Raw genomic sequence first — 25,397 nt, 5'->3', positions numbered from 1 at the left:
GCCCGCGAACGGGTCGGCGGCGCCGCCGCGATTGGTTTCGGAGCAACGCCCCGAGGCCGGTCAAGTCCGGTCGCGAGGAGCCGGGCGGCGACTTGACAGGGGCCGGTCGGCGGGGTAGCCTCAACTTCAGGTTTCGTCGTTGGAAGTGCCGTGAACCAGACGAGATGAGTTGACGACGGGGCCCTCGACGGGACGATCAGTCGTCCGGATTCCCGAGCAAGCCTGCGCCGCCGATTCCCCTTTCTCCTTCTCTCGAAATCTTCCCGGGGCCCGCACGGCGCCGCGACGGGCCGCCCCGCTCCGCGGGATGCGGCGGGTCGCCGCGAGAGGCGTCCGACCTCGCCGGGGGCGTACGGATCGTGTTCCCTGGCCGAGCATGCGTCCGAGGGGCTTTTCACGAGGTTTGCCGCAATGATCAAGGTGTTCACCGCCCCGGGGCGCGTCGCGCCTCATCTCGAAGGCGTCCGGCTGGGGCTGATCGGCCTCCTGGCGTGGACCTGGTTGGGGGCCGCCCCCGCACCCGCCCCGGCGCAAGAGGCCCCCGCCAAGGCGGCGGACTCGAATCCTCAGGACCCCACCGCCAAGGCCGCCGAGGGCGAGCCCGCGACCGAGGCCGAGGCGGACGGCCCGCCCGTGGACCCCTCGGCCTCGCGCAAGGCCGCAGCCCTCGAGGTCTACAAGGATCCGGCCGTCGAGCCCCTCCTCGACCCGAAGAAGTTCCCCGAGATCCGCGCGCAGCGGACCGCGACGCAGCAGGAGATCGATCAGGTCAAGCAGATGGCCGTCAATCCCCTCGCGGCGGTCGACGTCAACGTGATCACCAATGTGGTCAACGGCATGATCGGCCAGATGACCAACACGCGGAACCTGCAAGCCGTCGTCGACCCCGCGTCCGAACAGAATGCGAGCGTCTCGAGGGCCATCCAGGTGGCCACGTCGAACCTGCTCGAACCCGTCTTCACCTCGCGAAGCGCCAAGAACTCCGCGTTCCAGGCGAAGTACAACCAGATCCTGCTCCAGAAGCTGCCGCCCCTCCTCAAGCACCACCTGGTGGCGCGGATCCAGGCCATGATCATCCTGGCCCAGTCCGCGAATCCTGACGCGCTCAAGCTGTTCCTGGACGAGATCAAGAACCCGACCCAGACGGTGTGGGTCAAGCTCTGGGCGTTCCGCGGCGTGACCAACATCAAGCTGCTGGCCAACCGCCTCTCCGCGTCTCAGGAGAGCGAGGCCGCCAAGACGATCGCCGACCAACTCCTGAAGAACAAGGCCTGGCCGTGGTGGGTCCAGCATCGCGGTTTGGAGGCCCTGACCGCCCTCCGTCAGGGCTTCATGCCGACATCGCCACGCACGGCCGACATGGCCGCCGCCGCCTTCGCCTACCTCATCGACGACTCCCTGCGTCCCGAGGTCCGCGCCGAGGCCGCCCTGGCGCTGGGCTCCATGCAGATCACCTCGGCCGTCCCGAAGTACAACGTCGAGGTCGTCGCCTACGCCGCGGCGCAGCTGGCCGCGAGCCTGATCGAGAAGATCGGCGACGGCTTCACGGAGAACCGGACCCGCTCGCAGCAGCTCACGACCGTCCTGGTCGGGCCCGTCCTCCAGGCCTTCGAAGGGCAGCCCGGCGTCCGCGACAGCGGCCTGCTCAACAGCCCGGCGCTCGCCAACAAGGCCGACGTCCAGAAGTACCTGGATGCGATGAAGATCCCGTCGAAGACCGCGACGGCGCTGATCGGCGCCCCGACCGGGCAGATCCCCGCCCTGACGGCCGAACTCAAGACGAAGTTGGCGGCGTTCAAGGCATTCCTCGCCAAGACGCCCCCCGCCGACCCGGTCCTCTTCCCCAACGGCCCGTCCTACGCCGCGCCGGCCGGGGAGGCCGCCCCCCCCCAGGCGGCGGCGACCCCGAACGCCGGAGCCGGCGGGATTCCCCGTGCGCAATGACCACGAGCCCGAGGGGGAGCCGGCCGCGCCGGACTCCCCCATCTCGGTCACCGAGCTGCGCGACTACCACCAGATCAACGCCGAGGTCGTCCGCCGCCTCAAGCGAGGGGCGACCCGCATCCGCCTCGAAGGCCCGGCGGGCCACCGCCTGCTCCTCGCGGGACTTCGCGGACCCTGGCGGGCGGTCATCGAGGTGGAGGGCGACGCCGGCCCCGAACTGGCGGCCGGGATGGACGCCCCGAACCTCAACGTCGTCTGCAAGGGAGCCTCGGCGGACGGAGCGGGGAGTCGCCTGATCGCCGGGTCGTTGCTCCTCCTCGGACCGACGGGCAGCGCGGTCGGGTATCATCAACGTGGCGGCCTGATCGTGGCCGCGTCGCGGGTCGGACCGCGGGCCGGGCTGGGGATGAGCGGGGGCGATCTGGTCCTCTTCGGGCCGGCGGCCTCGATGGCCGGCGAGCGGCAGTCGGGAGGCCGGCTGTTCCTGCCCGATTCGGGAAGCGGCCCCCATCTCGGCCGCGACTCCCGGGGAGGGCGGAGGATCCTCGCCTCGCAAGCCGGCTCCCATCCCGACGACCGCCGCATCCTCAGCCTCGCGGAGCAATTGCGGGACCGCCACGCCGACGAGACGACCGCCGCCTGAAGGGGCCCCACATGGAAGCAAGCGTCCCGACCCGAACTGCGCCAGCCTCGGCTCTCGCGTGCCTCCTCGGCCTGCTCACGGCCGGCTGCTCCGAAGAACTCGGGCGCGAGGCCATCCCGTCCACCCCCGTCTCGGGCGTCGTGACCCTTGCGGGCAAGCCGCTCGACCGAGGATGGGTGGAATTCCAGCCGCTGGACGGCACGCTGGGGGACCCGACCTCGGCCCGTATCAAGCCGGACGGATCGTTCACGATGCCCAGAGCCCCCGTCGGCCTCAACATCGTCCGGCTCGTCGACGTCCCGATCGACAACCCCGGCGCGATCTGGCGGCTTCGCAACAGCTCGCCGATAAGGAGGACCACGCAGGTCCCGCCGGGGCCGCCGATCCGCATCGACGTCATGGAGGAACTCCTGCGATCCCAGATCAACCCGGAGGCCGGGCGATGACGACGCTGTCCGATCCGCCGCCGGCCTCGTGTCAGGCCGCCCCCGCATCGGGCCTGAAGCTCCGGGCGCTCTTCCGAGACGGGCAGGGGGAGATGCATCTGGACTGGCCGATCGCCCGGCTCGACGAGGCGATTCAGGACGTGCGCGGGACGCTCTGGCTGGACATCGAGGACAATCCCGGTGAGCCGTCGCCGGCCGCCGAACACCTGCTCCTCAACGTCTTCAAGTTCCACCCTCTCGCGGTCGAGGACGCACTTCGCGAATCGCACATCCCCAAGATCGACGACTGGGACGACTACCTGTACCTCGTCTTCCATTCCAGCAGCATCGACCCGATCTCGGACGACCTCTGTCTCCAGGAGTTGGACGTCTTTCTCGGGCCGAACTACCTGGTGACCTACCACGAAGCCCCGATCGCCTTCCTCAGCGAAGGTCGGGAGGCCATCGAGCATGACCCGCGGGATCGGATGAAGCACGGCGCGGACCACCTGCTCTTCCGCTTCCTCGACCGGTCGGTTGACCAATCGCTCGCGGCCATCGAGGTCCTCGACGAGCGGGTGGATCAGGTCCAGGACGCGGTCATGGAGAGCCTGGGGCCGCAGAATCTCCATCAAATCTTCCGGATCAAGCGGTCGGCGATCCAGCTCCAGCGGACGTTCAGCCCCCAGCGCGACGTCTTGAATCGGTTGGCCCGCGATCCTTACCGCGTCGTCAAGGAAGGGCATCGGATTTACTTCCGCGACGTGTACGACCACGTCGTCCGCATCCACGACATCTCGGAGAGCCTGCGCGACCTGATCGCCGGCACCCTGGACACCTATCTGTCGGTGATGTCGAACCGCAGCAACGAGATCATGAAGACCCTGACGATGGTCACGGTCATGTTCATGCCGATGTCGTTCATCGTCGGCTTTTTCGGGATGAACTTCTTCGGCGAAGCCCTGGAGCTGGAGGCCCGGCTGCCGAAGTGGTTCCTCTTCTTCGCGTCCCTGGCGGTCATGAGCCTCTCGCCGGTGGGGATGCTCGCCTACGCCAAGCGACGCCATTGGTTCTGACCGGGGCGGGCCGCCTCGCGGGGATGGTGTATACTTCTCCAGAGGCGGCGGGGCGGCGTCGAGGCCCGGCGTCGTTCGTCCGCCGACCGCGAAGGTCAGGGAGTGGGGCCGGATGTCGACCCGATGGAAGGTCAAACCCTTTGATCGCGACCAGATCGCCGCGCTGAGCCGCGCGGCGGGGATCCCCCCCCTGGTGGCGCAGGTGCTGATCAATCGCGGCGTGACCGACGCCGACCGAGCGCGGGCCTTCCTGGAATCGCGGCTCAACGGGCTGAACGATCCCGAGACGCTTCCCGGCGCCGTCGACGCGGCCGACCGCGTCGTCCGGGCGATCCGAGCGGACCGGCCGATCGTCATCTACGGCGACTATGACGTGGACGGCGTCTGCGGGGTGAGCGTGCTCTGGGCCGCGCTCCGGCTCGCCGGCTCGAAGGGGGTCGCCTACTACATCCCGCATCGCGTCCAGGAAGGCTACGGCGTCAACCCGGAAGCCATTCGACGGATCGCCGCCGAGCACCCCGGCGCGTTGGTGGTGACGGTCGACTGCGGAATCTCGGCGGTGGCCGAGGCGCGTCTGGCCCGGGAACTCGGGCTCGAGTTCATCGTGACCGACCATCACACCATTGGTCCCGAACTACCCCAGGCCGACGTCGTGGTCCATCCGCGTCTGCCGGGCGGGTCGTACCCCTTCGGCGACCTCTGCGGCGCGGCGGTCGCATTCAAGCTCGCCTGGCAGATCTGCAAGAGCTTCGGCGACGGCAAGAAGGCCTCGCCCCACCTGCGCGACTACCTCGTGAAGTCGCTCGGCCTGGTGGCCATGGCCACAGTGGCGGACGTCGTCCCGCTCAGGGACGAGAACCGGATCCTCGTCCGGCACGGCCTTGCCGGCGTCATGGCGTCGCCGACGACCGGGATGCGCGCCCTGATGCGGGTGGCGAACTGCCTGGGACGGTCGAAGATCACCGCGGGCACGGTCGGATTCAACCTCGCGCCTCGGATCAACGCGGCCGGGCGTCTCGAACGCGCCATGCGGGCCGTCGAGATGCTCACGACCGGCGACGACGCCCTGGCCGACCTGATAGCCGACGAGCTGAACGCCGTCAACCAGCGTCGACAGGAGGTGGAGCGGGCGATCGTCCAGGAGGCCCAGGAGCAGATTCGTGCCGAAGGGGGGCTGAAAGATCGCGGGGCGATCGTCCTCGGCCGCAAGGAATGGCATCCCGGCGTCATCGGGATCGTCGCCAGCCGGCTGGTCGAGATCTACCATCGGCCGACCATCCTGGTCGCCTTCGGCGAGGAGTTCGCGCAGGGGTCGGCCCGGTCGGTCCCCGGGTTCAACATCTACGACGCGATCCAGTCCTGTGCCGAAGGGCTGATCGGATTCGGCGGCCACTCGGCGGCGGCCGGCGTCCGCATGGCGGAAACTCACTTCCCAACCTTCGCGGAGCGGTTCGACGCGCGTTGCCGCGATCTCCTCACCCCGGAGCTTCGCGAGCGCGTGCTGACGATCGACGCCGAGGTCCCCTTGTCGATGCTCAGCCTGAACGTGGTCGAGTCCCTGGAGAAGCTGGAACCTCACGGGATGGGCAACCCTCGCCCGTTGTTCCTCGCCAGCCAGGCGCGCGTCGTGGGCGAGCCCCGGGCCGTCGGCGAGGGGAAGAAGCATCTGCAGCTCAAGCTGGGACAGGGGAGCGCCGTGTTCAAGGCCGTGGCGTGGAACATGGCCGAGAAGGGGAAGGACCTGGCCCACGACGTGGAGTGCAGCGTGGTCTTCCACCCCTGCGTCGACGAGTGGAACGGCTACCGCAAGGTCCAGCTCGAGATCAAGGACTTCCTCGTCTCCGGGCCCCTCCCGTCACCGGTCGAGGCGGCCCCGGCCGTCGTCGCGGGGGCCTGAAGCGCGAGACTCTTCGCCGGTTCCGGGGTTTGATGATCAGCCGACACTCCGACGGCCGGGCCTCGCGGCGACGAGGCGGCCCCGAGAGCCTGCGGCGATCGTCCCGGAGCTTTCCCCATGCCGTTGCGTAACGCCTCGAAGGCGGGCCTCGCCCTGTTCACCCTGAGCCTCGCGCTGGTCGGCCGCTCGTTCGGCGAGGAGCCGAAGGCGGGCCCGGCCCGGCGGCTCGGCGAGCTGTTCGCGGACCTGGACGTCGACAACGACGGCGCCCTCGACTCGAAGGAAGTCGCCGCCAACGAGAAGCCCGCGTTCGGCAAGCTCCTCGCGCGAGGCGACTCCGACAAGGACGGCCGAATCGACAAGGCCGAGTTCGACGCCCTGGTCAAGAAGGTCGCCGCCGCTCGCAAGGCCGAGGGGAAGGCGAAGCCGAAGAAAGCCGCCAAGAAGGCGGAGGCGCCGAAGGCCGAGGAGGCCAAGGCCGCCGAAGCCGAGCCGGCCGAGTCGGGCCCCGCCATGAAGGTCGAGCGCGCCAGGGCCCTGATCGAGCGGTTCCGCACACAGGACGCCGATAAGGACGGCAAGCTGAGCCGCGAGGAATTCCGAGGCCGGCCGGCGGCCTTCGATCGGCTCGACGTCGACGGCGACGGGCATCTCGACAAAGCCGACCTCAAGGTCCTGCGCTCGCGGCAGAAGGCCGACGGCGGCGGCAAGGGAGAGAAGGCCAAGGCCGAGGATAAGGTCGACGCGGCCGAGTGAACCGCGGGAGCGTCCGGGCCGGATCGGCATCGAAGCCCGTCCGGCCCGTCGTCGAGCCTCTCGCTTTCAGCCTCAGCGACCGAAGGCGTCTCGGGCGCAGCCGGCGGCGCCGATGAAGCCGGCGTCGCCGCCGAGTTCGGCGTAGTCGATCCGCGTCCCCTTGGCGACGGCCGGGAACGCCATGTTCTGGACGTGCTGGCGGATTTCGTCGAGGAACGGCTGACCGGCCGCGATCATCCCGCCGCCGAAAAGCACGATGTCCGGGTCGATCGTGTGCAGGAGCGTGACGGCTCCGACGGCCAGATAGTAGGCCGTCTCCTTCATCAGCCGGCGGGCCAGCGGGTCGCCCGCGTCGGAGGCCTCGCTGATGGCGCGGCTGGTCAGCGCCTCGGCCGGGATCTCTCGGAGGACGCTCTGGGTGGATTCCTCGTCGAGGAGGTCGAGGGCGCGCTTCACGACCGCCGTCGCCGAGGCGTAGGCTTCGAGGTGGCCGTAGGCGCCGCAGCCGCACCGCCGGCCGTTCTCCATCTGGATGATGATGTGGCCGCACTCGCCGCCGTGGCTGTGGCGGCCCTCGATGATCCGGCCCTCGGTGACGATGCCGCAGCCGACGCCCGTTCCCAGGGTGAAGAGCACGAGGCTCCGGGTGTTGCGTCCCGAGCCGGCCCAGTACTCGCCGTAGGCGGCGGCGTTGGCGTCGTTCTGGAGGATGGTCGGCTTCTGGAGCTTCGCCGCCAGCAAGTCGCGGATCGGTAGCTGATTCCAGCCGGGAAGGTTGGGCGGCTCCAGGAGCATCCCGCGCGACAGGTCCATCGTCCCGGGCGATCCGAGGCCGACGCCGGTGATCTGGTCCCATCGCAGGCCGCTGGCCTCCACGGCGAGCCTACCGGCGCGGGCCAGGTTCTCGATCCCGACCTCGGGCCCGAGGTCGGCCTGCGTCTCGATGCTTACGGACGAGAGCGGACGCCCCGTATCCTCGACCACCCCGCTTTTGATGTTCGTCCCCCCGAGGTCGATGCCCAGGTAGAACGGCGGGCGGGGATCGAACGCGTTCATGAAACTCAGCCTTTCAATGCTTCCCTGGTCGAACTTTCCGGTGGGGGGACGATCGACGGCCGGGACCGGCCGGCACTTGCGCAGGACCCCAGCTTAAGGCGTGCCGCGCGCCCGGTCAACTCCGCGACGCGACGACGGGGTCCGCCCCGGAACGGCCTCGGGAGAGTCAGGCCGGACGCTTCTTGCGGGCCAGGACGAAGATCGTGTGCGAGTCCTTCCAGGGCGACAGGAGCGTCGCGATCAGCTTCAGGAGGGGGAAGGTCAGCACGGTCAGCGGGTCGATCTTCGATCGGAAGACGTGGTGCTGGATCCAGGTCACGACCGTCGAGCCCAGCGTGCCGAATCGAAGGCGGTCCACCGGCTCGAAGCCCGACTCCTCCAGCACCCGTTCGAGCTGCTCGAACGTGAAGCCGTTGCGGACGTGCCAGCCGTCCTCGTAGCGGGTGACGCGGATCCGATCGGCGTTCCCCTGCCAATCGCGGTCGGGCGTGGTGATGTAGACCAGGCCGTCGTCGTCCAGCAGGTCGTGGATCTGGCGGAGCGCCTTGGGGGCGTCCAGGATGTGCTCGATGACGTCGAGCAGGATGACCTGGTCGTACTGGGAGTGCTGCGAAGGATCGGCGGTGAGGGTTTCGAGGCTCGCCCGACGGAACGCGAGCTGGTCCTCGGTCAGGCCGAGGAAGCTGCGGATCTCCTCGCAGTGGTGCTTCTCCCAGTCGTGGATGGTGATGCCGAGGCACTTCGCGCCCCGCTTCACGGCCTCTTGGGAGAAATAGGCGTTGCCGCAGCCGCAGTCGAGCGTGCGGACGGGCCGCTCCGGCGTCCCGGTGAGGAACATCCGGCAGACCTTGGACTTGTCCCGGCTCACCCAGTTGGTGCCCGGGAACATGACGTATTTGAGCCAGAGGCGGGCGCGCTTCGTCGCGGACAGATTCTCGGTGTAGGCGCGGAGCACGGTTCATCCCTCCATGATGTCGACTCGTGCGCGGCCTCGCGGCCGCTGGGGCAATCCATTGGGACGATAACATAGAGGGAAAGCCCCCGGGCGACAAGGTCAGATCGCCCGTCAGGGGGCGGCTCCCGGAGGGCCGACTCGGGCCAATCCACGTCTCGACTCGCCGAAGATTTCCGAAGCGATCCGGCTGAGGCTTTCGGGCGTGACTCGCTCGAAGTCGCCCTTCAGCCGCTCGGGGTCGATCCCGAGTTGTTCGCGGCGGCCGAGCGTGAACGCCACGCCGTAGACGTTGGCGGACAAAGCTTGATCGGGCAGATCGGAGGTCCCGAGGAAGAAGCCCAACGTCGCCTGCGCCTCCCGAGCTTCGCCGGGCGAGAGTTCGGCCGAGACGATGTGCGTGAGACGACGGTCCAGCCGTCGTGCAGCCTCCTCCGCAGTCTCTCCGGCCGCCGCGACGGTCGAGACGACGAGCGCCGCCGGGTCGTCCAGGATCGGCATGTAGATCTGCACGCCGCCGGATCCGTCCTGGCCCTCCTTCATCAGCCGGGCGCCGAGGACGAGGTACTCCGCATAGCCAGGGGACCCTGGGAGCGGCGCGGCGACGGCCGCGGCGGCGACGGTCGGATCGCCGGGCGGACGGGGGATGAGCCGTTCGCGAGGCGTCGCGATCGCGCCGGGGTCGCCGGGCGGGGGGACCGCCTCGCCCTCGGAGATCGCATCGAAATGGCGACGGACCAGGGTCGCCGCGTTGGCCGCGTCGATCGCGCCGGTCAGGACGAGGCGGGCGTTGCGCGGCTTGTAGAAACGTCGCCAGCGATCGACGAGTTCGCCCGTCGTGAGCCTCGAGACTTGCTCGGCGAGGCCTCCCCGGCGTCCTCCGTTCGGCGTCGGTCGGACGACCTCGCGGGCGGTGTTGATCGCGGCCAGGTTCGGCGACTGCTCGAACATGGAGGCCAGTTCCGCCGCAAGGCGGGGCTTCTCCCGATCGAGGTCAGCATCGGTGATCCGGAGCGAGGCCATCCGCGCGGCGGCTTCGGCGACCTGGGCTTCGAGGTCCTCGGGAGGCCCGACGGTCGCGAAGACCGTGTAACGATCTCCCGTCTGGGCGTTACAGCCCGCCGGATAACGCTGGAAGAAATCCTGGGCCGAACGGGCGGGCATCTCTCCCGCGGCGGCCGTAACGTAAAGGTGCTCGGTCAAGTGGGCCAATCCGGAACGCCCCGCCGGGTCGTGGTCGCCACCTATATCGTATAGGACGACGACCGCCACCTGCGAGGCCCCGGCCACGGGTCGCAAGAGGACCGATAGACCGTTGCCCAGCCGGAGCCGGGTGGGTGAGGCCGGGGACGCGGGGCTGGAGCATCCGGCCAGGCCCGTCAGCAAGGCCAGGCCAAGCGCCTTCGAGACCGATCGTGGGGTCGCGGCGTGTCGCCGGTACAGGATTCGAAGTCGCAGCACCTCCAGGGACACGGCCACCGCGCCGACGCCGATCCCGAGCGGCCGACCCTGGCCCAGCATCCAGCGTGCGGCGCGGACGATCGGTCGATCGAGGGCGGGGACGCCGATCTCGCTCCCGGTCAGCAACCGTGCGGCGGCCTCCGGGGCGACGACCACGTGGCGAGCGAATGAGGCTCCCCCAAGGGCCGTCTCCCTGGCGACGGCCAGGCCGCCTACGGCCACGCTCCACCCCACGGCCGCCCCGCCGAAGGCGAGATCGCCGACGGCCAGGCCGCCGATCGCCAGGGCTCCGAGGGACGCCCCACCGGCGGCGAGGAGTCCGACCGCCACCCCGCCGACCCCCACCAGGCCGACCGCGACGCCCCCGAAGGCGACGAGGCCGACCGCCGCCCCGCCGATCGCCACGCCGCCGAAGGCTCGATGGCCCATCGCCAGCAGGACCCCCCGCGCCTCGTCCCCGACGGCGATCCAGCCCGTGGCGGTCCTTCGCGGGGCCGCGGGCTCCAACTCCCGTCCTTCCTGGTCGAACTTCGGGGGATCGCCCGCCTGGATGTCGAGGAGCGGCAGGCCAAGGAATCGGAACCGGCTTCGGTAGGCTCGGCCCTCCACATTACGGACCAATGATTCCAGGGCCCGTCGCACGGCCGTCGCGTTCCGATCGTCCGGCGGGACAGGCGTGGAGCGGAATTCCCGGATGCGACGGCTCAATGTCCAGGACTCGCCGATCACCCACGCCTGGAAGGCGAGCATCGCGACGAGCCACGCGGGTAGATAGGCCGAAGTCCCGCCCAAAGTGCGGACGAGGATCAGGATGACCGCGGCGAACCCGATCGAGACCACAAGCATGCGGCGACCGGACCGGAGGATGAGCTTGCGCTCGGTGAGCGAAGGCGCCGCCTGGGCCGGCAGCCACGCGCCGAGCCATCCGCCGCCGAGGCCCGCCAGCATTCCGAGCAGGCCGCCGGCTGCGAAGGGGGCGACGGCCGCCTTCGCGGCGAGGCCTGCGGCCGCAGCTGAGGCGGCCTTCGGGCCGGCGGCCAGGGACAACCCCGCCATCACCCCGGCGGTGAACGACCGGCCGGGACGGCTTCGCCGCAGGCCGTCGGCGATCCGGTCGGCCAGGCGATCGCGGAGCAGGGCCCGTCCCCGCGACAGCCGCTGCTTGACCGCGGCTTCCGACAGGGAGAGACTCGCGGCGACTTCGGCCACCGACTGTTCCTGGCGATGATAGAGGACCAGGGCCTCGCGGTAGATCGGCGGGATCGCCGAGAGCATGGCCCAGAGGAACGCTTCCTCCTCGCGCCGGAGGGCTTCCTCGACGGGGGAGAGATCGGGCGCCTCGCGATCCTCGATCCGTTCGACCGCGACCGAGGTCCGACCGGCCGACCGGCGGGCGGCGTTCGCGGCCTGACGACGAGCGATGCCGCAGAGCCAGGAGCCGAGACGGGACGGGTCCTGGAGCGTCTCGCATTGCCGCCAGGCCGCCCAGAAAGTCTCCTGGGCGACGTCCTCGCTGGTCGTCAGGCTGCCGCAGGTGCTGTAGGCGACCCCGGCCACCTGCGACTGGTAGCGTGCGACGACCTCTTCGAACGCCGAATGACTCCCTTCACGGACCTGTCTCCACAACTCCGCGTCCGAGTTCGTGGCCCGGTCCTCGCACATCATCGAACCCCCCCCGTCCTGTTCCGTCCCATTCGTCCAAGGGCCGCTCCGGGCGGCCTCCCATCGCTCGACAGGGAGTGGCACCTCGCGTCATTGCGGTGACGGATTTCCGCGAAATGAAGACGGCTGAGATTCCACCGGACCTCTCGGACCCCCGTTCAGCCGGGCACGGGACCATGCCCCGGGGACCATGTCCTCGACCCACCAGGGACTGACCGGCGATTCCGAGACCGTCGAACGGGCGGCCTGGGTCGCTCGCGGGAATTAGGTTCGTTCGCGCCGGCCTCAAACGAACCCAATCGACATAAATTTCTTATTGGTAATACTTAAGGTTCGTTTTTGGCTCCAGGAATTGGGTTCGTTCGGCGCGCTTTCGATGGTGGCTTTGGTCACGCAATCGGGCCTCTCAGCATCGCGAGCGGCCGGGAGGTCGTCACGCGATCGGACGGCGACGAACGAGTTGTGATGACGACGCGCGTTCTGGCCGCGACGGTCCTCGTGCGACGATCCCGGCTTTTCGAGAACCTCTCACCTGGAATCTACTATGGATGCTCGTGATACGAAACCGGCGCAGGTCGTGTCACGCGATGACGATGCTCGTCCGGGGGAATTCCGGCGCGGGGCTTCGCGATCGGAGGCGGGGCGGAGCCTCAGGCGCGCGAAAACGCCCCCGGCGCGAGGGGGCGTCGGAGGCGTCTTCGGAGCGTCGATCGACGGACGTCGGTTCAGTTGCGGGCGTCGGCCTCGGCCTTGTTGGCCATGTACCACTTAATCGTCTTCTCGAGACCGGCTTCGAGGCTCGTGGGGGGCTTCCAGTTCAGGACGCTCTCCATCTTGGAGACGTCGAGCACCTTCCGCATGACGCCGTCGGGCTTGGAGGTGTCCCAGACGATCTCGCCGTCGAACCGGGTGAGGCGGGCGACGATCTCGGAGAGTTCCTTGATGGTCGTGCCGATGCCGGTGCCGAGGTTGAGGGGGTCGGTGTAACCGCTCTCCAGCAGCCGGGCCACGCCTTCGGCGGCGTCGCCGGAGTAGATGAACTCGCGTACGGGGGCGCCGGTGCCCCAGCAGACGACCTGCTTCTTCTTCTCGATCACCGCGTCGGCGAACTTCTTGATGAGGGCGGCGGCGACGTGCGAGCGATACTCGCCGAAAACGTCGTGCTCGCCGTAAAGGTTCGTGACGATGGGCATCTGGCCCATCATCCCGCAGCCCCGCTGGTAGGCCCGCATGCCGACTTCCATCACCTTCTTGGTGAACCCGTACGACTCGACCGAGGGGTGGAGCGGGCCCGACCAGAAGTCGCTCTCCTTCATGTCGCCGTTCACGGCCCCGGCGTAGGCGCACGCGGAGCCGATGGTCAGGAACTTCTTGGTCCCCACCTTGGCGGCGGCGTCCAGCAGGTTCACGCCCATGATGACGTTGCGCTGGAAGATCTGGACCGGCTCGGCCACGCAGATGCCCAGGCCGCCGTAGTGGGCGGCGGAGTGGACGACCGTGTCGGGGCGGACCTGCTCCAGGGTGCGGGTCGTGGAGGCGGGGTCCATCAGGTTGAAGTCGGGGCGGCCGGGCGTGACGACCTGGTGCCCTCGGGCGCGCAGGACCTCCGCGATGCGACGACCGAAGAAGCCGGTTCCACCGGTCAGCAAGATGCGCTCAGGCATGTCCATCCTCGCAAGCGTCCCGGCATGTGGAGCTTTCGTCGTGGGGGGCGAGCTCGGCACGCGAGGGAAACTAGGTGTTGCGTCTTGATCCAAAACCATCCCTGTCGAGCGCGGGGTGCCCGGCGCTCTTACTCTGGACGGAGCGGAGTATAATCGAGTCGTCGATTTGCGCCGAGGTGAGTTCCGGACCCCATTTCCCCCCTCAAAACGGGCTATGCCGCATGCATCAAGACCCGGACGCCCTTTCGTCCCGAAGGCGATTCCTCTCCTGGACTTCAGGGGGCCTGGTCGTCTCGGCGATCGGCCTGGCGAGGCCGGGTCGATCCATCGGAGAGTCCCAGTCACGCGTCGAGGCGGGGGACGCCGATCGGGTGGCCAAGCTCGCCGAGCAGGCGAGGAAGGCGGGCCTTGGACCTTTCGGGGTCTCGCGGACCGCGCACTTCCTCGGCGTCGGCGACGCGCCCGAGCCGTTCCGAGACGCGGCGCTGGAGATCTGCGAGGGCCTGGGACGGGTCTTCCTGAGCCACCTGCGTGATCGGGGGTTCCGGGTCGATTTCCCGGAAGACCGCATGACCGTCGTCGTGTTGAAGGACGCGATCTCCTACGGGGCGCTCGTGGGGGAGGCTCCGGGGAAGGACGTGGGGGGGCACTTCGACCTCGACGCCGACCGGCTCGTCGTGTTCGATTTCCGGCCCGACCAGGGGGTCGGCGGCGCGGCGGAGCGGATCAACACGTTCACGCTCGTCCACGAGACGACGCACCTGCTCTGCTTCAACACGGGGCTCCTCTCGTTGACGAAAGAGCCCCCGAAGTGCGTCACCGAAGGGCTGGCGACCTATTTCGAAATGTGGCGCAGGACCTCGCGGGCCCCCGTGGGTCGCGTCAACCAGCCCAGGCTGGAAGCCATCCGCGCCTCGATCCGGGCGGATGAGGCGTGGATCGAGACCTCGCGACTGCTGACCGAGGACGCCCTGTTCGACGACCCAGAAACGGCCCAGCTGGCCTACGGCCAGGCCTGGCTGCTGATCTACAGCCTGCTTTCGTCTCGTTCGATGTACCGCCCGACGGTCGCCTGGCTCGACGACCTGCGGACGATCGGGGGCGGCGACCGGATCGCGACGATGGAGAAGCATCTCGGGCCGGTCGCGAAGCTCGACGACCGCCTGCGGCGACTGGGCCGCGAGCTGGTGCGGGGGTGAGGGGGATCCCGCTCGGCCGACCGGTTACTTGATTTCGAGCTTCAGCGGCTTCATGCGTTCCCTAAGGATGGTTCGATCGACTGCGGATCCCGGGGCGAACTTCTGGGTCTCGACGACGAGTCGGCATTCTCCGACCCTGGTCGGTGCCTTGATGTTGATCCAGAACAGGTGTGACGTCTTGGTCTTCTTGTAGGTCCCCGAGTCGGTCTCCTGACCGAGCGTGAGGGTATGGGATCCGAGCAAGGCGTCCTCGTCGTCCAGGAAGCCGATCGTCACGAGGTCCGGCGCCAGCTCGCCCTTGGCGACCTGGATCGTCCCGTTGACCGTCATCGAGGAGCCACTCAGGATAGCCAGGCCCGATGTGGGGCAGGTGACCGTGACGTTCTCCGACTCCTTGTCCTCGACCCTGGCCTCGTCCGCCGTCGCGAGCGAGGTCATCGAGATCCCGACGAGAAGCGCCGCGAGTCCGCGGGCGGAAGTCCAGACCTGCATGAAGGGCCCCTGATTTCGGGTGGAGTGGGACGGGAAGCCCGCGGGGAGCGGGCCCGAAGCGAAGCGGCTCCAGCCTATCGCGCCATGGAGGCTCAGCCAAGCACGGGATTAAGGCCCATGTTCTTGCGCATCTCGGCCCGCTGCTTCTCGTAGTGCATGAGGAGCTTGCGGTCCCGGAAGTGTTGCCGTTCCTTGCGGGCCTGGGCCTGGATGAAGAAGCGCCGCCAGCGGGCGTTGGTCAGCTCGCCCCGGCTGTCGTATCGCTTGCGGATGCGGTTGGCGGGCTTCTCTCCGAAGGACTCGACGATCTCGTCTTCCAGGCAGACGAAGAACTGACAGATGCCGGGATCCCCCTGGCGGGCGGAGCGGCCGGCGAGCTGCCTGTCGATGCGCCGCGACTCGTTGCGTTCGGTGCCGATGACGTGGAGACCGCCCAGCTCCGCCACGCCCTCGCCGAGCTTGATGTCGGTGCCGCGGCCGGCCATGTTGGTGGCGACCGTCACGCGGCCCTTCTGGCCGGCCTGGGCGACGATCTGGGCCTCGATCTCGTGGTTCTTGGCGTTGAGCACCTGGTGCTCGATGCCGGCCGCCGCGAGCAGGGCGCTGAGGTGCTCCGACTTCTCGATCGATCGGGTGCCGATCAGGATCGGCGCCCCCTTCTTGTTCCACTCGACGATCTGGTCGGCGACGGCCTGGAACTTCTCCTCCTCGTTGGAGAAGACGCGGTCGGCGAGCCAAACGCGGCCGTTGTGGCGATTGGTGGGGATCTTCATGACGCCCACCTTGTAGATTCGCCGCAGCTCCGCGGCGTCGGTGGTGGCGGTCCCGGTCATGCCCGCGAGCTTCTTGAACCGCTTGAAGAAGTCCTGGACCGTGACGCGGGCCGCGGTGATCGTCTCCAGAGTGATCTCCAGCCTTTCCTTGGCCTGCAGGGCCTGGTGGAGCCCGTCCTGCCACTGGCGGCCGGGCATCATGCGGCCGGTGAACTCGTCGACGATGACGATCTCGCCCTCGTGGATGACGTAGTCGCGGTCGCGGAGGTAGGCGATCTGGGCGCGGAGGGAACGCTCGACGTACTCGTAGAGCGAGTCCACCGTCAGCATTCCGAACGAGGAATGCGCCGCGCGGGCCTGGACCTTGCGGCGGCCGGCGGAGGTCAGCTCGGCCTTCTTCTCGATCGGGTCGTACTTGTAATCCTTGATCCGGACGAGGGTCGCGGCGAGCTGGTCGGCGCCGTAGTAGGCGGAGGCTTCCTCCTGGGTCGGCTGGTTGTTGGCGCCGATGATGAGCGGCGTGCGGGCCTCGTCGATCAGGATGCTGTCGGCCTCGTCGACCATCGCGAAGTGGTGGGTGCGCTGGACCGGAGTCTCGGCCTCGGCATGGGTCCCCTGGCCGAGGAAGGCCTGCTCGAACGACTTGCGATGGGTGTCGCCCAGCTGGAGCCGCTTCAGCTCGTCGCGGAGGAAGTCGAAGCCCATCTCCTTGCTGGTGCCGTAGGTGACGTCGCAGTTGTAGGCCTTGCGACGCTCGGAGTCGGCCATCCCGGTCTGGATGCAGCCGACGGTCAGGCCCAGGTGGCGGTAGACCTGGCCCATCCACTCGGCGTCGCGGCGGGCGAGGTAGTCGTTGACGGTGACGACGTAGACGCCCTTGGCCTGGAGCGCGTTGAGGAAGGCCGGCATGGTGGCGACCAGGGTCTTGCCCTCGCCCGTCTCCAGCTCGGCGATGCAGCTGTTGTGGATGGCGACGCCGCCGAGCACCTGCACGTCGAACTGGCGCTGGCCGATCGTCCGCTTGGCGGCCTCGCGGGTCAGGGCGAAGGCTTCCGGCAGCAGGGCGTTGAGGGAGTCGCCCTGCCGGGCGCGCAGTCGGAGGGCGTGGGCCTTCTCGCGAAGCTCGGCGTCCGTCAGGGGCTCGAATTTGGGTTCCAGGGCGTTGACGCGGTGGACCTGCACGGCGAACGAGGCGAAACGTCCCGCGGGCGTCGGCCCGGCGATCCGGGACACCTGGTTGATCCAACCCGAGCCGAGTCGGCTTGCCATGGGTGCTTCCTCTTCCATCCCGTTACGAGAGATCGGGCCCGGGGCGGGCCGATGCGGGGCCCGCGGGCGGGGACGGTTCGCCCCCGCAGGGAACGGGACGTCCACCGCCGCGGATTTCCCGGATTTTTTCGGTGGATTCGCCGCAACCGGTCTCTGGGCCGGTTCAGGACCCGGACGCGACTCGCTTGAAACGCATCTCGTTGCGGCCGAACTCCCAAAAGTCGCCGAGCTGCCCGGGCTTGAGGAGGTTCCGGCCCGCCTGATCCACCAGGATCTCCCATTTTTCAGGGGCCGTCTGCTCGCCGGGCTGTTCGTCGCCGGGACCTCGACCCCAAAGGATGGTCGTCCCGTCGGCGTTGCGGATGAAGAGGCCTCGGTTGGCGGGCGGGTCGGTCGCGTAGATCGTGACGATCCGGAGCGCCGACGAGGACTCGGCCTGCTCCCGCCGGGCGGGCTCCAGGAGGAATCCCGCGAGGTGGGCGGCCTGGATCACGCCGCGGTCCACGACGGCGCCTCGCGAGGTCTCCGACGCCTCGGTCCGCCAGAGCTTGCCGACCCGGTCCTTGGCCGGCGCCGTCAGGCCGTCGCCGCGGATCCAGATCAGCCGCTTCACCTGCTCGACGTCGATGTCGTCGACCGGCAGGATGCACCCCTCGCGGTCCAGGAGGAGCTGGTCGGCGCCGGGGAGTTGCACCTTGGCGACGGGCTCGCGGTAGGCCAGCCGCACCACGAGCCCCCGCGGCGGGAACTCGACCGAGAGGACCTGCTCGACCCAGGGGAAGCGCTTGAAGGCGGCCCGGATCCGCTCGGGGTCCACGTCGAGGATCGGCAGCACCTCGGATTCCTCGGCGTTCCGGCGGACTCGGTCCAGGAAGGTCGAGGTCCCCCCCCGGAAGCAGGCCGGCGGCGGAATCGGCAGCTCGATCCGGTCGAAAGGGAGTTGGTACTGCGGCTGCCGGTGGAGCCAGGCGACCCCGGAGTTCAGGGCCTGCCCTCCGGCGTAGAAGAGGACGCCGAGGAGGCTCGCGGAGAGCAGCAGCGCGGCGGCGAGCTTGCGGAGGTCGAGGCGACCGGTCGAGCGGACGAACTCGAACCGGCGGACTCGGGCCGGAGGATCCACGCCGTCGTCGGCGTCGGAGGCGACGATCCGGGAAAGGTCGCGGTACTCCATCTCCCCGGCTCCTCCCTGATCGGCCGGCGCGCGGCGGCCCGAGCGCGGCGAAGCTCGGCCGTCGCGTGTCGCCGTCGTCCCGCCGTGGACGCGATAGCTTACCAGATCCGGAGCTGGAGTTCCAATTCGTAGCCGAACTGCTGCCAGACGCGCTGCTGGATCTGGTCGATCAGGTGGAGGACGTCGTCGGCCTTCGCTCCTGGGTGGGCGATGATGAAGTTGGCGTGGCGGTCCGAGACCTCGGCCCCGCCGTGCCGCGTCCCCTTCAAGCCGGCCTGGTCGATGAGGGCCCCGGCGGAGATGTCGGCCGAGGGGTTCTTGAAGATGCAGCCCGACGACTGGTGGCCGTACGGCTGGTTCTCCTTCTTGACGATCCAGATTCGCCGCATCCGGCGGACCACCGACTCCGGATCCTCGGGGGTGAGTTCGAACTCGGCCGAGAGGATGACCGGCTCGTCGAGGTTCGACCCGCGGTCGACGAAGCTGAGGTCGTCGCGCTCGCGTTCCTGGAGTTCGAGGGCCGAGTCCAGGACCGTCACCCGGCTGACGAACGGACCGATAGCACCCTGGCGACCTCCCGCGTTGCCCCGCAGGGCCCCGCCCACCGTGCCGGGGATGCCGGTGAGGATCTCCAGCCCCGCCAGCCCGGACCGCGCGGCCTGCGAGATCAGGGCGGTCAGCGGCACCGCCGCGCCGGCCTTGATGCGATCCTCGCCGACGGTCACGTCCGAGAAGAACGGGCTCTCCATGTGGATGACGAGCCCTTCGACCCCCGGCTCGCGGACGAGGACGTTGGTCCCGCCCCCCAGCAGCTTGGAGGGGATGCCGGCCTCGTGGGCCCGGTTCAAGACGCCGCGCATCTCTTCGATGCTACGCGGCTTGGCGAAATAGGCGGCGGGGCCTCCCAGTCGGAACCACGTCAGCGGAGCCAGGGGTTGGTCCTCGGCGACGAACTCCTGGTAATCCTTGAAGGGATGCTGCAAGCGACCAACCCCGATTGGCGAAAACGTTCCCGAAAAATGACCGCCGCATGGTAGCCGTAAGCCGCGCGACCGTCAAGCGCGCCGTCCCCCCGGCGGCGTCCGGCTTGAGGGGGCGAGCGAGGGGCGTCGCCGCCTCGGCACCCCGCCGAAGTTCAGGGACGGGCGACCCTCGCGACGGCCTTGGGCCGCGATTTCCGGTACGCCTCCAGCGTGCGGGCTCCGTCGAGGAGCCACCCCGAGCCCTCGTCGCCCGAGAGGATCATCGGGAATTCCACCGCGCCCCCCGACTTCATCTCCGCGGAGACGTCGGGCACGGCGAAACCCATCCGGCCGACGTGCTGGTCCGTCTTGATGGATGTCACGAGCTCGATCAGTCCCGGGCCGGGGTCGGTGGGCGAACGCGTGAACTCGACCCGGGGCGCGACCGTGTGGGGCGTTTCGGCCCGAGTCCCGAGTTCCGGCCGGACCGCCTCTGTCCACTCCGCGACCGCGTCCCCGCTCCCCGCGACGCTGTGATCCCGGAGCGTCGCCGCGTCGCCCCGGATCAGGGCCTGGGCGATCGTCATCGCCTGCTCTTCAAGGCTCAAGGGGCGGGAGGCGTGGTAGAGGGTCCGGGCCCCGATCGCCAGGACGATGAGGACCACAGCCCCGATCGCCCAGGGGACGGCCTTGTGCAGCCGCGCCAGCCAGTGATCGACCTCCTCTTCGACGTGGTCCAGCGCGTGGGCCTCGGGGATGAGGTGGTGGTGATGGGGCGTCCCGACTTCGGCCGGCGAACCGGCGACGATCTTTCCTTCCGCAGTCAGGTAAAAGCTCTTGAGGCACTTCTTGCACAGCAGTCGCGTGTTGACCTTCTCTTTCGGGATTCGACCTTCGGCACCGCAGGAGGGGCAGTTCATGTTGATCACGACGGACCTCCTTGGATTCCTTCGACGAACCGACGTCTCACGGGATTTCGCGTGAAGTCTCCATTTATTACGATACGAACCGCGGCTTCCCTTGTGTCGACGCAGGATAACATTGGTGGATTTTTTGGATCTTAAGTTCATCGGAGCCGTCCCCGCCGGGCGTACTCCGGACAGGTTAGGAAATCCCGCTTGAAGACGAAGCTCTTCGCTGTCGCCGCGCCCAAAGCCGCCCTGGGGTGCACCTTGGCGCTGACGGCCGTCGTCCTCGGCGGGCTCCTGGTGGGGATCGAGCCGGTCGGGGGCGATCCGGACCGCATGTATAGGCCCATGAAAGCGGAGTTGGCCCGATCTCTGGCCGAGGGGGGGCTGCCCTACTGGTCGGATCGCATCGGACTGGGCTTCCCGCTCGTCGCCGAGAGCCATGCGGCGGCCTTCTACCCCCCGAATCAGCTCCTTTACCGAGTCTTCTCGGTCCCGCTGGCTTACCGCCTGGCGATGTTCCTGCACTACAGCTTCCTGGCGGGGGCGACCTATGCCTATGCGCGCAGGCTCGGCCTGACGTCGAGCGGATCGGCCCTGGCGGCGCTCTCGTTCACCTTCTGCGGTTTCCAGTCGATCCATTCCAGTCACGAGGTCTTCTATCACGCCTTGCCGTACCTTCCCCTCTGCTTGTTGCTGGCCGAATGGATCATGGCCGAGGGCCGGCCGGTCGGAGCGGCCGCCTTGGCCCTGGCCTACGGCTTGCAACTCACGGTCGGGCACTTCCAGGTGCAATCGTGGACGGCGGGATTGGTCGTCGCGACGGGGATTTGGCGGGCGATCGGGACGCCGAGGCGGGCCTGGCGTGTCGCGCTCTTGCTGCTCGGGTTGGGCTGGGGGGCGGCGATCGCGGCGGTGCAGCTCGGGCCGAGCTGGGAGCTGGCCCGGTTCGTCGGCCAGGACGAGCGGCCGTTCCTGGCGCTGGCGTTCTATGGCTTCCCGCCGGCCCACTGGGCGGAACTCGTCGTGCCGGGGTGGTTGCGCGGCATCCCCGGAGGTCCCGAGGCGAATTACTGGTATGCACTCGGGACGACGGGCTACGAGGCCTGCTTCTACATCGGCACGATTCCCCTCATCTTCGCCTTCGTGGGCGTCATGACGAAGCCCAACTCGGGGTCGCGATTCTGGATCGGGGTCGCGTTGGCGACCTTCGTGCTGGCGATCTTGCCCGGGGTGTGGCTCCAGGGCTTCGCGTGGGTCGCCGCGCTGCCGGGGATGGGGCTGTTCCGGGCGCCGGGGCGATTCCTGGCCGTGACGAGTCTCGGCCTGGCCATCCTCGCCGGCAAGGGGCTCGATCGCGGCGGATCGCGGGCGCTCGCCTGGCTGGGGCTGGGCCTGGCCGTCGCGTTCGCGGCGGGGGGCACCTGGTGGGTGGCGTCCTGGTCGTGGCGGGCCGATCACATTCGGGAGTTGGGGGGCGATCGGCTTCTCATCCGACTGGCGACTGCGGCGGGCGCCTGGCTGATCGCGGCGGTGCTCGCCGCCGGTTGGCTGAGGGGGCGCGTCCCCGCCCGGGTCCTGCTCGTGGCGACGGCCGCCGAACTGGGGACGCTCTATTACACTTCCACGACCGAATGGGGATGGGCGGCTTCGATCCCCGAATCGAGCCCCGTCCTGACGAAGCTCGCGGAAGAGGAGGGTGCGGGCAGGCTCGTCGGGTTGCTCAGCGACATCCCTCTGCGCCTCGGCATGGGCCCGCTCTTTCCCTACACGGGATTCGCGCCTCCGGACCCGCATCCGTCGCTGGCGGGGCTCGCGCAGAGGAACGTCAGCTTTCCTGGTTACGCCGACTCCTTGATCCGACACTACGGGGCCACCCACGGCGTCTGGGACGGTCCGATCGACTCGGCGACCGCCGAACTCATCCTGACGTCGCGCGACGAGACCCTGGATCGAGTCGTCCACAAGCCGGTCGGAGCCCCCGCGCACGCGACCTGGCGGCTCTACCGATTCACGGACCCCGCCCCCATGGCCCGCGCGGTGGGCAAGGCGATTGCCGAACAGGATGGACGTCGGCTCATGATCCCTGATCGAAGCGTCGTCCGTTACCGGGTGGAGGAAATGCCGCCTCCTGACCAGCGGCCCAATGCGACTCGCGCCGAAGTCGTCTCCTGGGACGGCCGCACGGCGACGGTCGAGCACGACGGGCCGTGCGACGTCGTCCTCAACCGGACCTTCTATCCTGGCTGGATGTCCAGGATCGAGGGGGACGCGGAGCGGCCCGTGCGCCGCGCCGACGCGGGAGTCCAGGCGGCCCACGTCCCCGGCGCGGGTGTGCACCAGGTGACGTTCACATACCGGCCGACGAACCTGCTCTCCACCGTCCTCGTCAGCGCCGGAGCCCTCGCCTCGGCGCTGGTCTTGCTAGGCTGGGACGCGGCTCGCCGTCATCGCCTCGAAAGAAGGACGCCGACTCCCAGGATGACCAGTCCCAGGAGCATCGCCTGAGCGGGCGCGGCGAACCGGGGGGCCAGCCAGGCGCTGGTCAGCCCTAACCCCGGCCCGAAGACCACCACAGCGGCGGCGAGCAGCGCGAAGAGGCCCACGAGGCGCGAACGGAAGACCGCCGACGCAATGAGGAGCAGCCCCGCGGCCCCCACGTTGGCCGCGAGGATCGATCGGAATGGGGCGGATACCCAGGTGTCGCCGAGCGGTTGGAACCAACGCGAGGTCTCGACGGGGATGTCCACCCGCACGTCCCGCAAGGCGTCCGGATCGGCGTTCTCGGCGGCGGCCTTCGCCGCGCGACCGATGTCGGCCGCGGCGCGACCGACCTGGTCGGCGGTGACGACGTCGTGCGAGTGCATCCAGTAAGCGAAGACGGCGAAGAGCGACGCCCCCAGGATCAGCCTGGGGAGTCGGCCGAATAACCGATAGGACCAGCTTTCGAGCTGCGGAGCGAGGAGCCCCGGACCGGCTTCGCGTCCGGCCAGGACCCGATCCGGATTCTCGACCGCGTCGCGGAGCTGCTGGGTGATCGTCGGCCCGGCCGCCCCCGGCGCGCGCCGACCGGCCTCGAGAGCGGCCTGCTCGTCGCGCCACTCGGCGGCGGCCCGGATCAGGGCGCGGGAGACGCGCCAGGAGAGCCGGCGGGCGGTGAGCAGGTTGAGCCCCTCGGCCTCGAACCGCGCCTCAGCCGCATTCTGAAAGAGGCGCCGGAGCCGGGCATCCCGACGCATCGCGACCAGGGCGGCGAGCCCGCGCTCGACGCCCCCGCGCCACCACGCACGCCCCTCGCCGCTCGGTGCGGACGGGTCGTGCAGGCCGCGCAGCCTCTCGGCGGCGAGAGCCCGCTCGCCGAAGAGGGCGGCGAAGAGGGGTTCCCAACCTCGACCTGCGGCGAGGATCAACGCATCGCGAAGCCGTCGCTCGTCGACGCCGACGCGTCGGAGCCTTCTCAGGGGATCCTTCACGGCGCCGACGGCTTCGTCCTTCGCGACGAGGAACGGCCGCTCAACGTAAAAATGGAAGGCGCCGATCAGCCCTCCGACGGAGGCCGCCAGGAAGAGCAGCGGGCAGAGGAAGCCGCCGTAGACGGTCATGCCCAGGAGCACCAGGGCGGCGGCCGCGGCGACGAACCAGGATCGGAGGCCGTCGCCCAGGAAGACCTCGCGGATCAGTTCGGCCAGGCCCGACGGCCGGACCGACCTCGACGTGAAGGCCAGGGCAGCGGCGGTGAGCAGGCCGAAGCCGGCGATGACGAGCATCGGCCGGTACGCCCCGAACGCCAGGAGCAGGACCAGGAACGCCAGCCACGCGCCCCCGGCCGCCATCAGGACCCCGCGACGCAGACGCGCCGCCGGCGAGTCGCGCATCAGCACCGCCGCGTCCATCGCCGCCGCCTGATAGGCGGCCTCGTCGGCCGTGACTCCGCCCTGTCGAAGGCCCAGGGCGTTCTCGAGCACGTCGATCACCACGTCCATGCTCAGGTAGCGTTCCTCGGGGGACTTCCGCGTCATCGCCAGGATGGCCTCGGAGATCGGGGCGGGAAGGCCCGGCGCGAACTCTTGCGGCGGGATGAGCGGTTGGTCCTGATGGCTGGCGATCAGCTCGGTCGCCGTGGTTTTGGCGAACGGCGCCCGGCCGGTGACGAGCTGGTAGAACGTGCAGCCGAGCGCGTAGACGTCGGCCCGGCCGTCGATCACCAGGGCGTCGCGCGCCTGCTCGGGCGCCATGTAGGCCGGCGTGCCGGCGGCGGCGCGCTGGATCGTCGGGGGCTTCGCCGGGGCGTCTTCGGAGGCGGTCTTGCCCCGTCCCTTCGGGCCGCGACGACCGGCCGCGTCGCGAGCGCTCTCGGCCGCCGCCATCGAGGGGGTGGTCTCCAGCCCCAGGTCGTCGACGACCACCAGGCCGTCGGGCGTGAGCCGGAGATTCTCGGGCTTCACGTCGCGATGCCAGATCCCCTGGGCGTGCGCGACGGCCAGCCCGCGCGCCGCCTGCAGGATCCACGCGGCCGCCGTGCGGGGCTCGATCTTCACTCGCCTGGCCAGCTCCTCGGCGAGCGACGAGCCGGGGACGTACTCCATGGCCGTGAACGTCGAGGACCGATCGCGGCCGATGTCGACGATCGGGATGATGTGCGGGCTCGAAAGCTGGGCGGTCGCCAGCGCCTCGCGCAGGAAACGCTCGACGAAGACGGCGTCGCGGTCGCGGTCGGCGGAGACGACCTTGAGCACGACCCGGCCGGCGAGCGAAAGGGGACGCGCCAGCAGCGATCTCCCTCGCGGGCCGTGTCCGAGCAGCTTGAGGACCAAGCAGCGGCCGAGGAGGCGCGGCACGCCGCGGGGGAGCCGACCGTAGCCGAGGACGGCCGCCGGCGCGTCGAGCGTCGTCGGGATCGCCTCAAGCGACGGGGCCGAGGCGTCGGCGTTCCCGGTCCTCGTGGTCTCCACGATCGGCCCGCCGCCGTCCCCATCCGGGATCGTCAGGATGAACGGCGCCCGGCAGCTCGGGCATTTGGGCGTGAATCGGCCGGGATGGACGTCCACGACGCGGATCGGGTGCCGACACGAGGGGCAATGGATCAC

18 protein-coding genes are annotated in these 25,397 nt (G+C 69.3%); 8 read left to right on the top strand and 10 right to left on the bottom strand.

What is annotated here, in order from left to right; genetic code table 11:
- Positions 1–411: 411 nt before the first annotated feature.
- The 6 genes from G6O68_RS06050 (at position 412) to G6O68_RS06025 (ending at position 6,741) form a co-directional block, all read left to right on the top strand.
- Positions 412–1,944, top strand: a complete 1,533-nt coding sequence (locus tag G6O68_RS06050; protein WP_165245886.1) for a hypothetical protein — start codon at positions 412–414, stop codon at positions 1,942–1,944.
- The gene (locus tag G6O68_RS06045; RefSeq protein WP_165245884.1) at positions 1,934–2,587 is read left to right on the top strand and encodes a glutamate synthase; all 654 of its coding nucleotides are present in this window, start codon (positions 1,934–1,936) and stop codon (positions 2,585–2,587) included. The genes G6O68_RS06050 and G6O68_RS06045 overlap by 11 nt, the downstream gene beginning before the upstream one ends.
- Before the next feature lie 11 nt (positions 2,588–2,598).
- Positions 2,599–3,033, top strand: a complete 435-nt coding sequence (locus G6O68_RS06040; RefSeq protein WP_165245882.1) for a hypothetical protein — start codon at positions 2,599–2,601, stop codon at positions 3,031–3,033.
- Entirely contained in the window at positions 3,030–4,088 is a 1,059-nt protein-coding gene (corA, locus tag G6O68_RS06035) for a magnesium/cobalt transporter CorA (RefSeq protein ID WP_165245880.1), read from the top strand. The genes G6O68_RS06040 and corA overlap by 4 nt, the downstream gene beginning before the upstream one ends.
- Positions 4,089–4,200: 112 nt before the next feature.
- A complete protein-coding gene (gene recJ, locus G6O68_RS06030) occupies positions 4,201–5,985 on the top strand; it encodes a single-stranded-DNA-specific exonuclease RecJ (RefSeq protein WP_165245878.1) in 1,785 nt (594 codons plus the stop codon).
- 117 nt (positions 5,986–6,102) lie between these two features.
- Positions 6,103–6,741 carry an EF-hand domain-containing protein gene (locus G6O68_RS06025; protein WP_165245876.1) on the top strand — a complete coding sequence of 213 codons (639 nt, stop codon included), beginning with the start codon at positions 6,103–6,105 and terminating at the stop codon, positions 6,739–6,741.
- Between the two features lie 72 nt (positions 6,742–6,813).
- Here the strand turns inward: G6O68_RS06025 and G6O68_RS06020 are convergent, their stop codons facing one another.
- From G6O68_RS06020 to G6O68_RS06005, 4 genes are all read right to left on the bottom strand, one after another.
- The gene (locus G6O68_RS06020) at positions 6,814–7,797 is read right to left on the bottom strand and encodes an ROK family protein (RefSeq protein ID WP_165245874.1); all 984 of its coding nucleotides are present in this window, start codon (positions 7,795–7,797) and stop codon (positions 6,814–6,816) included.
- Between the two features lie 166 nt (positions 7,798–7,963).
- Complete coding sequence (locus G6O68_RS06015) at positions 7,964–8,752, bottom strand: class I SAM-dependent methyltransferase (RefSeq protein ID WP_165245872.1); 789 nt, start codon at positions 8,750–8,752, stop codon at positions 7,964–7,966.
- A gap of 111 nt (positions 8,753–8,863) precedes the next feature.
- Positions 8,864–11,875 (bottom strand): sigma-70 family RNA polymerase sigma factor, encoded by a 3,012-nt coding sequence (locus G6O68_RS06010; RefSeq protein WP_165245870.1) that lies wholly within the window; start codon positions 11,873–11,875, stop codon positions 8,864–8,866.
- A gap of 722 nt (positions 11,876–12,597) precedes the next feature.
- Positions 12,598–13,536, bottom strand: coding sequence for an NAD-dependent epimerase/dehydratase family protein (locus G6O68_RS06005; RefSeq protein WP_165245868.1), 939 nt, complete (start codon positions 13,534–13,536; stop codon positions 12,598–12,600).
- Positions 13,537–13,757: 221 nt separating this feature from the next.
- Here G6O68_RS06005 and G6O68_RS06000 point away from each other — a divergent pair, with 221 nt between their 5' ends.
- Positions 13,758–14,735, top strand: a complete 978-nt coding sequence (locus G6O68_RS06000) for a DUF1570 domain-containing protein (protein ID WP_165245866.1) — start codon at positions 13,758–13,760, stop codon at positions 14,733–14,735.
- A 24-nt stretch (positions 14,736–14,759) separates the two neighbouring features.
- Here G6O68_RS06000 and G6O68_RS05995 read toward each other — a convergent pair whose 3' ends face one another.
- The 5 genes from G6O68_RS05995 to G6O68_RS05975 all read right to left on the bottom strand — a co-directional run bounded on the left by G6O68_RS05995 (position 14,760) and on the right by G6O68_RS05975 (position 20,331).
- A complete protein-coding gene (locus tag G6O68_RS05995) occupies positions 14,760–15,227 on the bottom strand; it encodes a hypothetical protein (protein ID WP_165245864.1) in 468 nt (155 codons plus the stop codon).
- Positions 15,228–15,319: 92 nt separating this feature from the next.
- Positions 15,320–17,269 (bottom strand): preprotein translocase subunit SecA, encoded by a 1,950-nt coding sequence (locus G6O68_RS05990; protein WP_165245862.1) that lies wholly within the window; start codon positions 17,267–17,269, stop codon positions 15,320–15,322.
- Between the two features lie 163 nt (positions 17,270–17,432).
- On the bottom strand, positions 17,433–18,440 hold the full coding sequence (locus tag G6O68_RS05985) for a cell division protein FtsQ/DivIB (RefSeq protein ID WP_165245860.1): 1,008 nt from the start codon (positions 18,438–18,440) through the stop codon (positions 17,433–17,435).
- 98 nt (positions 18,441–18,538) lie between these two features.
- On the bottom strand, positions 18,539–19,423 hold the full coding sequence (gene murB / locus G6O68_RS05980) for a UDP-N-acetylmuramate dehydrogenase (RefSeq protein ID WP_165245858.1): 885 nt from the start codon (positions 19,421–19,423) through the stop codon (positions 18,539–18,541).
- Between the two features lie 152 nt (positions 19,424–19,575).
- The gene (locus G6O68_RS05975) at positions 19,576–20,331 is read right to left on the bottom strand and encodes a hypothetical protein (RefSeq protein WP_165245856.1); all 756 of its coding nucleotides are present in this window, start codon (positions 20,329–20,331) and stop codon (positions 19,576–19,578) included.
- Positions 20,332–20,520: 189 nt separating this feature from the next.
- On the opposite strand from G6O68_RS05975, the gene G6O68_RS05970 reads away from it, so the two are divergent.
- The gene (locus tag G6O68_RS05970; RefSeq protein WP_165245854.1) at positions 20,521–22,818 is read left to right on the top strand and encodes a hypothetical protein; all 2,298 of its coding nucleotides are present in this window, start codon (positions 20,521–20,523) and stop codon (positions 22,816–22,818) included.
- Here G6O68_RS05970 and G6O68_RS05965 read toward each other — a convergent pair.
- Entirely contained in the window at positions 22,758–25,397 is a 2,640-nt protein-coding gene (locus tag G6O68_RS05965; protein WP_165245852.1) for a serine/threonine-protein kinase, read from the bottom strand. The genes G6O68_RS05970 and G6O68_RS05965 overlap by 61 nt on opposite strands.

This window comes from Paludisphaera soli (assembly GCF_011064595.1).
GTDB lineage: Bacteria > Planctomycetota > Planctomycetia > Isosphaerales > Isosphaeraceae > Paludisphaera > Paludisphaera soli.
Note: the sequence above shows the minus strand (reverse complement) of the source record. Positions and strands in the feature narration are given on the sequence as shown.

Coding starts and splice junctions, on each gene's coding strand:
- G6O68_RS06050 (WP_165245886.1), top strand. CDS start 412: ATGATCAAGGTGTTCACCGCCCCGGGGCGCGTCGCGCCTCATCTCGAA.
- G6O68_RS06040 (WP_165245882.1), top strand. CDS start 2,599: ATGGAAGCAAGCGTCCCGACCCGAACTGCGCCAGCCTCGGCTCTCGCG.
- corA (WP_165245880.1), top strand. CDS start 3,030: ATGACGACGCTGTCCGATCCGCCGCCGGCCTCGTGTCAGGCCGCCCCC.
- recJ (WP_165245878.1), top strand. CDS start 4,201: ATGTCGACCCGATGGAAGGTCAAACCCTTTGATCGCGACCAGATCGCC.
- G6O68_RS06025 (WP_165245876.1), top strand. CDS start 6,103: ATGCCGTTGCGTAACGCCTCGAAGGCGGGCCTCGCCCTGTTCACCCTG.
- G6O68_RS06020 (WP_165245874.1), bottom strand. CDS start 7,797: ATGAACGCGTTCGATCCCCGCCCGCCGTTCTACCTGGGCATCGACCTC.
- G6O68_RS06010 (WP_165245870.1), bottom strand. CDS start 11,875: ATGATGTGCGAGGACCGGGCCACGAACTCGGACGCGGAGTTGTGGAGA.
- G6O68_RS06005 (WP_165245868.1), bottom strand. CDS start 13,536: ATGCCTGAGCGCATCTTGCTGACCGGTGGAACCGGCTTCTTCGGTCGT.
- G6O68_RS06000 (WP_165245866.1), top strand. CDS start 13,758: ATGCATCAAGACCCGGACGCCCTTTCGTCCCGAAGGCGATTCCTCTCC.
- G6O68_RS05995 (WP_165245864.1), bottom strand. CDS start 15,227: ATGCAGGTCTGGACTTCCGCCCGCGGACTCGCGGCGCTTCTCGTCGGG.
- G6O68_RS05990 (WP_165245862.1), bottom strand. CDS start 17,269: ATGGCAAGCCGACTCGGCTCGGGTTGGATCAACCAGGTGTCCCGGATC.
- G6O68_RS05985 (WP_165245860.1), bottom strand. CDS start 18,440: ATGGAGTACCGCGACCTTTCCCGGATCGTCGCCTCCGACGCCGACGAC.